Source organism: Anaerostipes faecalis (genome assembly GCF_018982945.1).
Taxonomy (GTDB): domain Bacteria; phylum Bacillota; class Clostridia; order Lachnospirales; family Lachnospiraceae; genus Anaerostipes; species Anaerostipes faecalis.
Genome location: NZ_JABRXE010000010.1, coordinates 77063 through 88709 on the forward strand (window position 1 = coordinate 77063; position 11647 = coordinate 88709).

Annotated in this window: 14 protein-coding genes; 2 read left to right on the forward strand and 12 right to left on the reverse strand. The window is 35.8% G+C overall.

Features of this window, described 5'->3' with window-relative positions; translation table 11 throughout:
* Positions 1 to 51: 51 nt before the first annotated feature.
* Both KTB61_RS10760 and KTB61_RS10765 read left to right on the forward strand, forming a co-directional pair.
* Positions 52 to 477, forward strand: a complete 426-nt coding sequence (locus tag KTB61_RS10760) for a MarR family winged helix-turn-helix transcriptional regulator (protein ID WP_075758524.1) — start codon at positions 52 to 54, stop codon at positions 475 to 477.
* Positions 478 to 480: 3 nt separating this feature from the next.
* Positions 481 to 1749 (forward strand): cytidylate kinase family protein, encoded by a 1269-nt coding sequence (locus tag KTB61_RS10765; RefSeq protein WP_216697478.1) that lies wholly within the window; start codon positions 481 to 483, stop codon positions 1747 to 1749.
* A 98-nt stretch (positions 1750 to 1847) separates the two neighbouring features.
* Here the strand turns inward: KTB61_RS10765 and KTB61_RS10770 are convergent, their stop codons facing one another.
* From KTB61_RS10770 to KTB61_RS10825, 12 genes are all read right to left on the reverse strand, one after another.
* Complete coding sequence (locus KTB61_RS10770) at positions 1848 to 2393, reverse strand: hydrolase (protein WP_216697479.1); 546 nt, start codon at positions 2391 to 2393, stop codon at positions 1848 to 1850.
* Between the two features lie 78 nt (positions 2394 to 2471).
* Positions 2472 to 3779, reverse strand: coding sequence for an O-acetylhomoserine aminocarboxypropyltransferase/cysteine synthase family protein (locus KTB61_RS10775; protein ID WP_075758521.1), 1308 nt, complete (start codon positions 3777 to 3779; stop codon positions 2472 to 2474).
* A gap of 133 nt (positions 3780 to 3912) precedes the next feature.
* A complete protein-coding gene (locus KTB61_RS10780; RefSeq protein ID WP_216697480.1) occupies positions 3913 to 4539 on the reverse strand; it encodes a GDSL-type esterase/lipase family protein in 627 nt (208 codons plus the stop codon).
* A gap of 121 nt (positions 4540 to 4660) precedes the next feature.
* Positions 4661 to 5575 carry a LysR family transcriptional regulator gene (locus KTB61_RS10785; protein WP_075758520.1) on the reverse strand — a complete coding sequence of 305 codons (915 nt, stop codon included), beginning with the start codon at positions 5573 to 5575 and terminating at the stop codon, positions 4661 to 4663.
* Positions 5576 to 5710: 135 nt separating this feature from the next.
* The gene (gene sigK, locus KTB61_RS10790) at positions 5711 to 6340 is read right to left on the reverse strand and encodes an RNA polymerase sporulation sigma factor SigK (protein ID WP_075758519.1); all 630 of its coding nucleotides are present in this window, start codon (positions 6338 to 6340) and stop codon (positions 5711 to 5713) included.
* Positions 6341 to 6404: 64 nt separating this feature from the next.
* Entirely contained in the window at positions 6405 to 7628 is a 1224-nt protein-coding gene (locus KTB61_RS10795; RefSeq protein WP_216697481.1) for a peptidase U32 family protein, read from the reverse strand.
* A complete protein-coding gene (locus KTB61_RS10800) occupies positions 7615 to 8277 on the reverse strand; it encodes an O-methyltransferase (protein ID WP_075758517.1) in 663 nt (220 codons plus the stop codon). The genes KTB61_RS10795 and KTB61_RS10800 overlap by 14 nt, the downstream gene beginning before the upstream one ends.
* Positions 8274 to 8555, reverse strand: coding sequence for an MltG/YceG/YrrL family protein (locus tag KTB61_RS10805; protein ID WP_230973723.1), 282 nt, complete (start codon positions 8553 to 8555; stop codon positions 8274 to 8276). Before KTB61_RS10805 ends, KTB61_RS10800 begins: the two co-directional genes overlap by 4 nt.
* A gap of 123 nt (positions 8556 to 8678) precedes the next feature.
* Positions 8679 to 10397 (reverse strand): ribonuclease J, encoded by a 1719-nt coding sequence (locus KTB61_RS10810; protein ID WP_192846109.1) that lies wholly within the window; start codon positions 10395 to 10397, stop codon positions 8679 to 8681.
* A 136-nt stretch (positions 10398 to 10533) separates the two neighbouring features.
* Positions 10534 to 10800 (reverse strand): DUF1292 domain-containing protein, encoded by a 267-nt coding sequence (locus KTB61_RS10815; RefSeq protein ID WP_075758514.1) that lies wholly within the window; start codon positions 10798 to 10800, stop codon positions 10534 to 10536.
* Positions 10801 to 10807: 7 nt separating this feature from the next.
* A complete protein-coding gene (ruvX, locus tag KTB61_RS10820; protein ID WP_075758513.1) occupies positions 10808 to 11233 on the reverse strand; it encodes a Holliday junction resolvase RuvX in 426 nt (141 codons plus the stop codon).
* Positions 11234 to 11244: 11 nt separating this feature from the next.
* Positions 11245 to 11499 (reverse strand): IreB family regulatory phosphoprotein, encoded by a 255-nt coding sequence (locus KTB61_RS10825; protein WP_075758512.1) that lies wholly within the window; start codon positions 11497 to 11499, stop codon positions 11245 to 11247.
* Positions 11500 to 11647 lie beyond the last annotated feature (148 nt).

Genomic DNA, 11647 nt, shown 5'->3' on the forward strand with positions numbered 1-11647 from the left:
TTAATAGTTAGAATTCTAATTATTAGTTTTCTAATTTTGAAAGGAGCCTTTATGAATTATACTTTTCACTATCTTCTTATGGCAAATCATATGATGCTTCAGAAAGATTTGCTTACATCTTTAAAAAATACTGAACTCTCTTTAGGACAGCCCAAAGTTTTAGATTATCTAAAAGACCATAACGGTGCCGGACAAAAAGAAATTGCATCTGCATGTCACATTGAGCCTGCATCTTTAACATCTATATTAAATCGTATGGAAAAACAGGAAATCATCCACCGAAAAAATCTTAATGGAAACCGTCGCTCCCTCTATGTCTTCCTAACACCAAAAGGAGAAAAGCTTTCACATATTGTTTCAGATTCTTTTGAGACTTTAGAATCTGAAATATTTGAAAATATTCCCGATGCAGAAAAAACTGCATTTATGAATACATTTGCAAAAATATATGAAAATATGAGAAAAAGGAGAGAATAAAAAATGCACGAGAAACTAAAACGATATATTATTTTCTTTATTGGACTATTTATCAATTCATTAGGAGTTGCCATGATCACAAAAGCAGATCTTGGTACTTCTCCAATTTCATCTATCCCTTATGTATTAAGTCTTAATTTTCCTTTTACATTAGGTGAATTTACCATTTATTTCAGTCTGCTGCTGATTTTGCTTCAACTATTTATCCTTCGGAAAAATTTTAAGCTGGAACATTTGCTTCAGATTCCTATTTCCATTGCTTTTGGATATTTTATTGACATATCTATGATATTACTTGGTTTTATAAATCCCTCTACCTATATACAAAAAATTATTTATCTGCTGATTGGATGTATCATCCTTGGTTTTGGTGTTTTTTCCGAAGTATTTGCAGACGTTGCCATGCTTCCTGGAGAGTCTTTTGTACGTGCTGTTGTTTTTGTATGGCACACGGAATTTGGTACAACAAAAATTATCTTTGATGTATCCATGACCGTCATTGCAGGACTATTATCTTTCCTGTTTACCCAGCAGCTTCATGGTGTACGGGAAGGAACCATTATTGCTGCTTTGCTTGTAGGTTTAATCGCCCGATTATTTGGCAGATGGCTTTCCTTTCTGGAACCTGTTTTCTTTCAAAAAGCTGATATGGAAAATGAAGTTACAGAAAACCTGCAAACTTCTTATATCATTACCATTGACCGTCAATATGGAAGTGGCGGAAGAGAGATTGGCAAAAAGCTGGCAGAAAAACTAGGATTTACATTTTATGATAATGAAATTATCCAGCAGGCTGCCAAGTCCACAGGATATACCATAGATTATATTGAAAAAAATGATGAATCCATGACCAATAGTCTTATTTATGATCTGGTTACTCAAATGTATGCATACTCTTCAAAAAATCCCGCTCCAAAAGATGCAATTTTTGAAGCCGAAAGCTCTATCATCCAAAAAATTGCTTCCAAAGGAAACTGTGTCATTATGGGGCGATGTGCCGATTACATATTAAAGAACAATACCTCCTGTCTGAAAGTTTTTCTTCATGCACCATCAGATTACCGTATTAAAAGAATTATGAGCACAGAGCATCTCTCTGAAAAAGAAGCTGCTGCAAAAATCCAGCAGATGAATCATCAGAGAGCAGATTATTATCACTATTACACCCATCAGGCATGGGGACTGGCAAAAAACTATCACCTTACATTGGATACATCATTAGGTACAGATTATATTTTGAACACAATCTGTAACACAATAGAACAAATATAACATAAACAGTAAGAGGATATTGCTACAATTACAATATCCTCTTACCTTTTATATTTCTATCCTTAATTCTTTCAGTTTCCTGTAAACATTTGAAAATACTAATCCTGAAACGTCTTTAACGCCTCGATGGTTCTTTCTATCAGCTCTTCCAAGGTCCAGCCAAGCATATCTGCCCCTCTTTGGATCACTTGTCTGTCACATCCTGCGGCAAAGTTTTTGCTCTTATATTTTTTCTTTACAGATTTTAAAGTTAGATCCTGTACGCTTTTGGATGGACGCATTAAAACAACGGCACCGATCAATCCTGTTAACTCATCTACTGCATACAATACTTTTTCCATCTCATGTTCCGGCTTAACATCAACTGTGATTGCATATCCATGACTGGCTGTTGCATGGATGATCTTCTCATCGATCCCTCTTTCTTTCATAATCTCCTGAGATTTGATACAATGTTCTGCCGGATACTGTTCAAAATCCAGGTCATGAAGTAATCCTACAATTCCCCAGAATTCTTCTTCATCTCCATAGCCAAGTTCTCTGGCAAAATATTTCATTGTATTTTCTACAATCTGTGCATGTTGCAAATGAAATTCATCTTTATTGTATTCTGTCAGTAGATCCCATGCTTCTTCTCTTGTCATATGTATCAATCCTTTCTTAAAAAAATGGCAAAGAGCGGACTGATACCCGCTCCTTATGGTTTATCTGTTTATCATTTCTTACTGAAGTGCTTTAAACGCTTCATCCAGATCCTGGATAATATCATCGATATTTTCTGTACCGATAGATAAACGAATCGTATTTGGTTTGATTCCCTGATCTAATAATTCTTCTTCTGTACACTGGCTGTGTGTTGTTGTTGCAGGATGGATAACTAAAGATTTTACATCGGCTACATTTGCCAGCAGGGAGAAGATTTCCAAATTATCGATAAATTTATGTGCTTCTTCCTGACCACCTTTAATATTAAATGTGAAGATACTTGCACCACCATTAGGGAAATATCTCTCATATAATGCATGATCCGGATGATCTGGCAGTGAAGGATGATTTACACTTTCCACCAGTGGATGATTTGCTAAATATTCTACAACTTTCTTTGTGTTTTCATTATGACGTTCGATACGAAGAGAGAGTGTCTCTGTTCCCTGCAAAAGTATAAACGCATTAAATGGAGATATTGTAGCACCTGTATCACGAAGTAAGATTGCACGAATATAAGTAGCAAATGCTGCAGGACCTGCTGCCTCAGTAAAACGCACTCCATGATAACTTGGGTTTGGCTCAGAAATCCAAGGATATCTTCCGCTTGCTGCCCAGTCAAATGTTCCTCCATCAACAATGACACCACCAAGTGATGTTCCATGTCCTCCAATAAATTTTGTTGCAGAATGAACAACAATGTCTGCCCCATGTTCAATTGGTCGAATCAGATATGGTGTACCAAAGGTATTATCAACAACCACTGGAAGTCCATGCTTATGAGCAATTTCAGCAATTGCATCAAGATCAGGAATATCACTGTTTGGATTTCCCAGGGTTTCTAAGTAAATCGCTTTTGTATTATCCTGAATGGCACCTTCGACTTCTTCCAGATTATGTGCATCAACAAAAGTAGCACTGATGCCATATAAAGGAAGTGTATGGGCAAGAAGGTTGGATGTTCCCCCATAAATGGTTTTCTGCGCAACAATATGTTCTCCCTGTGCAGCCAATGCCTGAATGGTATATGTAATAGCTGCTGCTCCAGAAGCAACTGCAAGACCTGCAACACCACCCTCTAAAGCTGCAATTCTGTCTTCAAATACACCTTGTGTAGAATTTGTAAGTCTTCCGTAAATATTTCCTGCATCTGCTAAGCCAAAACGATCTGCTGCATGCTTAGAATTATGAAATACATAAGATGTTGTCTGGTAAATCGGAACCGCTCTTGCATCGCTTGCAGGATCTGGTGTTTCCTGTCCCACGTGTAACTGTAATGTTTCAAATTTTAAGTTTCTATCCTCTCTTGAAATCTTTTTGCTCATAATGTAATTCTCCTTCTCTATAATTATTTTTCATTTATTTCCTATCTGTTTACAGGTATTATATTATCATAGTTTTTCCTACCTGTCTAATATGAAAAAGATAAGTCTGGTTATAAGTTTCTTCTATAGCAAATCATGCAATCATTTTTTCAATATAATCTTTTAGCGCCAATGCCAGTTTTTCATGTCCTTCAACATTCAAGTGTTCTCTGTCTTCTTCACTTGGTAATGCATAATCTGAAGCAGCAAGATAATCAATTTTTTTACGCCTGGCTATTTCTTTATATATAGCAGGAAGTTCCTTGCTGGTCTTCACTGATTGCTGATTAAATTCAGGATCATAACCCTCCTCCCATACACCATTTCCAAGATGAATAGGAGAAACCAGCAGAATTTTTGCCTGTGGCTGTTTCTGATGAACCTGATCCACTAACCGTTCCATTCCTTTTCCAATCACATTGGAAGACGCATCATAAACCGTTTTACAATCATTGGTGCCAAGCATCAAAACAACAAGTTCCAGTGGCTGATGTGTCTCCAGAACAGTGGGAAAAATCGCTGTTCCCTTTCTGCCATCTCTTAAAGGATCTTCAAATACAGTAGTTCTTCCGCATAATCCTTCTTCTATAATTCTATATCCTTTTTGACTTAATGACTGATCTAGTATTCCTGTCCATCTTACACTCCAATTGTAGCGTTCACTGGTTCCCGGAATCAATCCGTAGGTATTGGAATCTCCAAAGCATAATATCTGTTTCATTTTTTCATCTCACTTTCATCTTATTTTTATATCATATATTTCCTATCTCTTTACTAGTATATTATCACAGGTTATGCCTTTCGTCCAATAAATAAAAAATACAGCCTATTATAGTTTTTGACTATAACAAGCTGTCCATACTTTCAAATTTTCTGATTTCCTCTAGATATTTTTGTCCTAAAGGACTAATGGCAATTCCTTTTCTCTTAATATATCCAATGGTCATTACTTCGTCAGACTTCAGTTTAATAGCACAATAATCTGATCCATTAAGACTTTCACAGATAATGCCGGAACATAAGGTATACCCATTCAGACCTACCATAAGATTTAGGAGAGTTGCTCTGTCGTTGGCCTTGATCAGTCTCTTATATTCATAGGTACTTAACACTTCCTCCGCAAAATAAAAAGAATTATAATTACCCTGTTCAAATGAAAGACATGGGTATTCTGATAATTCCTCAATGGAAATCTCATTCCTATCTGCCAGTGGATGCCCTTTCCAGAGATATACATATATTCCACAATTCAAAAGCGGATGAAATTCCAGATTTGATTCATGAAATAACTTTTCTAATACTTTACGATTAAAGTCGTTGAGATACAGTATTCCAATTTCACTTCGAAAATCTTTTACATCTTCTATAACTTCATATGTTTTCGTTTCTCTTACTGCAAATTCATATTCATCCATTCCAAATTGTTTGACCATCTCAACAAATGCATTAACTGCAAATGTATAATGCTGCATGGAAACCGCAAATTTCTTTTTCACATCTTTCTTCTCAATATATCTTGATTCCATCAGCTGATATTGTTCCACAACCTGTCTGGCATAACTTAAAAATTCATTTCCTTCAACAGTCAGAGATACTCCTCTGTTACTTCTGCGAAATAACTCTACACCTATTTCCTGTTCCAGTTCTTTTACAGCAAGAGATAAACTAGGCTGTGAAATAAATAAAGATTTTGCTGCCTCATTCATAGAACCTGTATCTGCAATGGTAATTACATATTTTAACTGTGTTAATGTCATATTCTGCTCCTTTTAAATACTTCTTATCCTATTTTATAATTTCCTACTAAATTTGTCAAAAAAACAAGACGACATAGCCGGGGGGAACTAATGTCGTCTTATTATTTATCTTATCAGAAGAGTTTACAGATATATTTATAATCTGGTCTCCATCATCCTTTTTACTGTTTTTACTGCTTTTTTTTCAATACGACTGACATAGGATCTGGAAATCTGTAGTTTTTGGGCAACTTCCTTTTGTGTCATAGGTTCTCTTCCATACAGACCATAGCGCATAATTAATGTATCTTTTTCTCTGGAAGCTTCCATTCTATTTAAACATCTATAGAGTTTCCTGATATTTTCTTCCTGATCTATCTTTTGAACAATATCGACCTCATCTGCTCCTAATATATCAAGCAAATGAATTTCATTACCTTCTTTATCAACACCTATGGGTTCATATAATGACGTATCTTTAGCTGTTTTCCGTTCCTGACGCAGCATCATTAACAACTCATTCTCAATACATCTGGATGCATATGTGACCAGTCGATGTCCTTTCTCCGCATTGTATGTGTTGATTGCCTTGATTAATCCAATGGTACCTATGGAAATCAGATCATCCTTATCTCGATCAAAATTATTATACTTTTTTACAATATGCGCAACCAAACGTAAATTATGTTCCACCAGCAGATTCCGTGCTATCATATCCCCTTGATGGCTTAGCTTCAGATAGTGTTGTTCTTCTTCCAGTGTTAATGGTTCCAAAAATGCCTGCAAAAGAAAAGCACCCTTCTAAGCCTTTTTATCATAATATGATAACCTGCCTAGAAAAGTGCTTTTCCTATTCTTTTCTTCTTAGCAAATAGCCTTCTTCAATTTTTTCTCCAAAATCCACATATATCATCTGTTTTGGATGTGGTGCACAATCCATTGATTTTCCCTTTTCATTCTCAATTGCTTTTACTACCACCTCTTTATTGGTTCCATCAGGAATCATTACTTCTATAGTCTCTCCTACTGAAAACTTATTTTTCTGTTCCAGAAGTGCATATCCTTTTTCATTATATCCCTGAACAATTCCAATATAAGTATAATTTTTAATATATGTGTTGCTGTCATAAATTTGTGAATTTTCATCCGTTTTTCCAAAATAGAAACCTGTAGTAAACTGTCTATAAGTACATTTTGCGATTTCATCCTTGTAATAATCCATATTTGCTCTGTACTTCTCTACAGATTCCATACAATCGTCAATGGCTCTTCTATAAGTTCTTGCAACAGTAGCAACATATAATGCCGTTTTCATTCTTCCTTCAATTTTTAAACTATCAATTCCAGCATCCAGAATCTGATCGATATATTCAATCATGTTCAAATCTTTAGAGTTGAAAATATATGTTCCTCGCTCATTTTCATATACCGGCATGTACTCTCCCGGTCTTGTTTCTTCCATGACAGCATATTTCCATCTGCAGGGATGAGTACACTCTCCACTATTTGCATTTCTTCCCGTAAAATAATTGCTCAGGAGGCATCTTCCGGAATGTGAAATACACATGGCACCGTGAATAAATGACTCAATTTCCATATCATCCGGAATATTAGCACGAATTTCTTTTATTTCCTCTAAAGATAATTCTCTTGCTGATACAACACGGGATGCCCCCTGTTCATACCAGAACTGATAGGTTGCATAATTAGTACTGTTTGCCTGTGTACTGATATGTCTGTCAATAGATGGACATACTTCTTTAGCAATCATAAATACACCTGGATCAGAAATAATCAGACCATCTGGTTTAATTTCATTTAACTCTTTAAAATATTCACGGATTCCTTCCAAATCTCCATTATGAGCCACGATATTGGCTGTAATATAAACCTTTACTCCATGTTTATGCGCAAATTCAATTCCTTCTTTTACGTCTTCCATGGAAAAGTTTTTAGCTTTTGCACGTAATCCATACATTTCACCACCAATATATACTGCATCTGCACCATATAATACGGCTACTTTTAAAACTTCCAGATTACTTGCAGGAATTAATAATTCAATCTCTCTCATTGGTTTCTCCTGTCTTCATACTTATTGCTACCCCATCTCCAACTGGAAGAATCGTTGTTTCCAATTGGGGATGATTTTTAATTGTATATAAAAAGTCTCTCATTCTTTTGTGAATGGTTCTGTCTCTTCTCTCAATTGCATATCGGGATTTGGCCACATCTCCATCCTGGAGAACATTATCTGACACAAGTAATCCTTTAGGAGACAGCAGTCTTAACACATCATCCAGAAAATGAATGTACTGTCCTTTGGCAGCATCCACAAAAATAAAATCATAGGAACCATCCAGAGATTTTAAAATTTCAATTGCATCTCCTTCTAAAAGTGTAATCTGCTCCTCTTTTCCCATTTTATGGATATTTTCTTTTGCCTTTTTTATTCTTTTTTCATTTCGCTCAATGGTAATAATATTACCGCCTGTCGGCTGATATTTATTCATATAAAGAGAAGAAAATCCTACAGCTGCACCAACTTCCAGGATTTTCATCGGTTGTTTCAAAAGAACCAGCATTCTAAGTAATTCCTTTGTTTCAGGTTTAACAATCGGAACATGATTTTGTCTGGCCTCGTATTCAATTTCTCCAAGTAAATTTTTCTCTTCTTTCATTAATGAGCGGATATAATCAGTTATATTCTGATCCACTATCATTGCCTGATCTCCTTTGAATCATCTTCTCCACACAGTATTCCCATGATATCATCCAATCCCTGATTTTGTGTAAACTGATACTCCCCAGGGATGAATGCCTGATTTTTATATTTCGAAAAAAACTTTCGAACTCTGAATCTATATGATCCGTATATTAATTTTTTCTCTTCCAACTGCTGAGCAACATCCTTTTCAGAATCATTGCTTTTCACAACAATTTTTATTTTGTTTGTGCCTTTGGCATCATATGCCGGATTTGAAAAGGTCTGTTCTGCCATAAAATAAGCTCCATAAAACACAAGAAATATGACGAAAATCGAAAATACCCTTATCATTGTTTTAAAAAACAACCTAAATGACTCAGATTTATAAAGCTTTTTTTCTTCAGCATCGTTCATGTTTTATACCTCTGTAATAATTGGAAGAATCATTGGGTTACGTTTTGTCTTCGTCCAGATATAGTTACTTAATGCTTCTTTAATACTTGCCTTAATTCTTGCCCAGTCTGATATGTTACGATCGATACATTCTTCAATGGATTTTAGCACAACCTCTCTGGCACCTTCCATTAATGATTCTGATTCTCTTACATAGACAAATCCTCTTGAAACAATATCTGGTCCTGCAAGAATCTGTGTTGCATGTCTCTGTAAAGTTACCGTAGCAATGATCAATCCATTCTGTGATAGTAATTTACGATCATTGAGGACGATATTTCCTACATCACCAACACCAAGTCCATCTACAAGAATTCCTCCTGCCTGAACTTTTCCTGTTACTTTTCCCTGACGTTTGTTCAGTTCCAATACATCTCCTTCAGCAAGAACAAATGCATTTTCCTTTGGAATTCCCATTTCTATCGCCAGCTCCCTGTGACGCATCAAATGTCTATATTCTCCATGAACCGGAATCGCATACTTTGGTTTTGTTAATGCATAAATAAGGCGTAATTCCTCACGACATGCATGTCCTGATACATGGGTATCTTCAAATACAACCTTAGCACCTTTCATTGCCAGTTCATTCATGATTTTTGATATATTCTTTTCATTCCCCGGAATTGGACTGGAACTGAAAATAATAGTATCTGATGGAACAATAGAAACTTTTCTGTGAGTTGAGTTAGCCATACGTGACAAGGCTGCCATGGTCTCTCCCTGGCTGCCTGTAGTAATTAAAACAATCTGATCATCCGGATAATTTTTGATTTGATCCGTTTCAATTAATGTGTTCTTTGGAATTTTGATATATCCCAGTTCTGAAGCAGTGGCAATAATATTTACCATACTTCTTCCTTCTACTGCAACTTTCCTTCCATATTTATGAGCAGAATTAATAATATGCTGCACACGGTCAACATTGGAAGCAAATGTTGCGATAATCATGCGTCCTTTTAAATGTTCCGCAAATATACCATCCAAACGTTTCCCAACGTTCTTTTCAGAAAGTGTATAGCCCTGACGCTCTACATTGGTACTATCAGCCATCAGTGCCAGAACCCCTTTACTTCCCAGTTCAGCAAATTTGGCAAGGTCGATTGCCTCTCCGAATAACGGAGTATGATCCACCTTAAAGTCACCTGTATGAACAATAACTCCTGCTGGTGTTGTGATTGCCAACGCTGCCGCATCTGCGATACTATGATTTGTCTTAATAAATTCTACTTCAAAAACACCCAATTTGATCTTATCACCATGGGTTACAATATTCTTGGATACAGTATTAGATAATCCATGTTCTCTCAGCTTATTGTCAATCAGTGCCATAGTAAGTTTTGTAGCATAAATAGGAACATTTAATTCCTTTTCAAAATATGGTATGGCCCCGATATGATCTTCATGTCCATGGGTAATGACTAATCCACGAATCTTGTTTGCGTTTTCCTTCAAGTAAGTGATATCTGGAATAACAAGATCAATTCCTAACATATCTTCATCAGGAAAAGCCAATCCACAGTCTACGATCAGTATCTGGTTATTGCACTCGAACGCTGTGATATTCATTCCGATCTGTCCCAGACCACCCAAAGGTATAATCTTTACAGAATTTGGTTTCTTACGGGGTGTCTGTCCACGGCGTCCTTTTGACTGATAATTATTAGCTGTGTTTCTGCTATACATTCTTCTGTCTTTTGTATTATTGTTCTTTGGTCTAACCTGTTGTCTTTGTTGTTGATTGTCTTTCAAACTAATTCCTCCATTTTCTTCCGTTCTGACAATCGATTGTTTTGTACGACTGTGTCGTAACTCCTTTTTATTATAAACTCACTTCAAAATCATCTACCAGTTCATTAAAAATACTGGAAATTATCTTTAGTTCTTCATCATCATCTACTACTTCATAAGATGCATAGTCATCTTCCAGACTAATCTCCTTCATGATTAAAACGATTCCGTCATCTTCCATAGAGTCTGCCACCAGAAGATAATTTATCCCTGCCAGTGTTGTCTGCTCTAAAACAAGTAATTGGATTTCATTTCCATCTTCATCCAGACAAAGGATTGTATTGTCTTTTTCTTTCATCTTAAATTCATCCTTCCTGTTGAGAATCTAAATATCCTTGTAAAATCAAAGACGCAGCAATCTGATCGATTACTTTTTTACGGTTTTCTCGTCTCACTCCACTTTCCATCAGTACTTTTTCTGACGCTACCGTCGTTAAACGTTCATCCCATAGAATAACTTCTACGTTTGTACGACGCACTAAAGCATCGCGGAAATCTATCGTATCATTTCCCCGTTCGCCTATTGTATTATTCATATTCTTTGGAAAACCAAGAACAATAGTTTCCACCCCATATTCCCGTACCAGCTCTTCAATCCTTGCATAGGTTTTTCGGAGTTTGTTGGCATCTTTTCGAACAATGGTTTCCAATGGCTGTGCTGTAATTCCCAGCTCATCACTAATAGCCACTCCTACTGTTCTTGTTCCATAGTCTAAACCTAATATTCTCATAGCAGCCTGTCTTACTTTAACTTTGTCTCAATATAGTTTTCAAACAAAGCTTCTATGATCTCGTCTCTCTCGACTTTATTAATTATACTTCTGGCATTCTTATGACTGGTAATATAGGTGGGATCTCCTGACATAATATAACCAACCATCTGGTTTACAGGATTATATCCTTTTTCCTGTAAAGCTTCGTATACACGTTCCAGAATCATGTATACATCTAATTCTTCTTTTACAACTGAAAAATGTTGTGTACGATTATTATCCATATTATCACGTCCCTTTCATTTAGTATCATTCTAATATAAAATATTTAAAATATCAATGGTAATCATAAATTTCACAAAGCTTTTACATATCAAACTCTTTAGATTACATCTCCTTCAACATATCCATCTGGAGAAATTCTCTTTAATT

Excerpts from the sequence above, each read along its gene's own strand:
- KTB61_RS10760 (WP_075758524.1), top strand. The coding sequence starts at position 52 with ATGAATTATACTTTTCACTATCTTCTTATGGCAAATCATATGATGCTT.
- KTB61_RS10765 (WP_216697478.1), top strand. The coding sequence starts at position 481 with ATGCACGAGAAACTAAAACGATATATTATTTTCTTTATTGGACTATTT.
- KTB61_RS10770 (WP_216697479.1), bottom strand. The coding sequence starts at position 2,393 with ATGACAAGAGAAGAAGCATGGGATCTACTGACAGAATACAATAAAGAT.
- KTB61_RS10775 (WP_075758521.1), bottom strand. The coding sequence starts at position 3,779 with ATGAGCAAAAAGATTTCAAGAGAGGATAGAAACTTAAAATTTGAAACA.
- KTB61_RS10780 (WP_216697480.1), bottom strand. The coding sequence starts at position 4,539 with ATGAAACAGATATTATGCTTTGGAGATTCCAATACCTACGGATTGATT.
- KTB61_RS10785 (WP_075758520.1), bottom strand. The coding sequence starts at position 5,575 with ATGACATTAACACAGTTAAAATATGTAATTACCATTGCAGATACAGGT.
- KTB61_RS10795 (WP_216697481.1), bottom strand. The coding sequence starts at position 7,628 with ATGAGAGAGATTGAATTATTAATTCCTGCAAGTAATCTGGAAGTTTTA.
- KTB61_RS10800 (WP_075758517.1), bottom strand. The coding sequence starts at position 8,277 with ATGATAGTGGATCAGAATATAACTGATTATATCCGCTCATTAATGAAA.
- KTB61_RS10805 (WP_230973723.1), bottom strand. The coding sequence starts at position 8,555 with ATGGCAGAACAGACCTTTTCAAATCCGGCATATGATGCCAAAGGCACA.
- KTB61_RS10810 (WP_192846109.1), bottom strand. The coding sequence starts at position 10,397 with ATGTATAGCAGAAACACAGCTAATAATTATCAGTCAAAAGGACGCCGT.
- KTB61_RS10815 (WP_075758514.1), bottom strand. The coding sequence starts at position 10,800 with ATGAAAGAAAAAGACAATACAATCCTTTGTCTGGATGAAGATGGAAAT.
- ruvX (WP_075758513.1), bottom strand. The coding sequence starts at position 11,233 with ATGAGAATATTAGGTTTAGACTATGGAACAAGAACAGTAGGAGTGGCT.
- KTB61_RS10825 (WP_075758512.1), bottom strand. The coding sequence starts at position 11,499 with ATGGATAATAATCGTACACAACATTTTTCAGTTGTAAAAGAAGAATTA.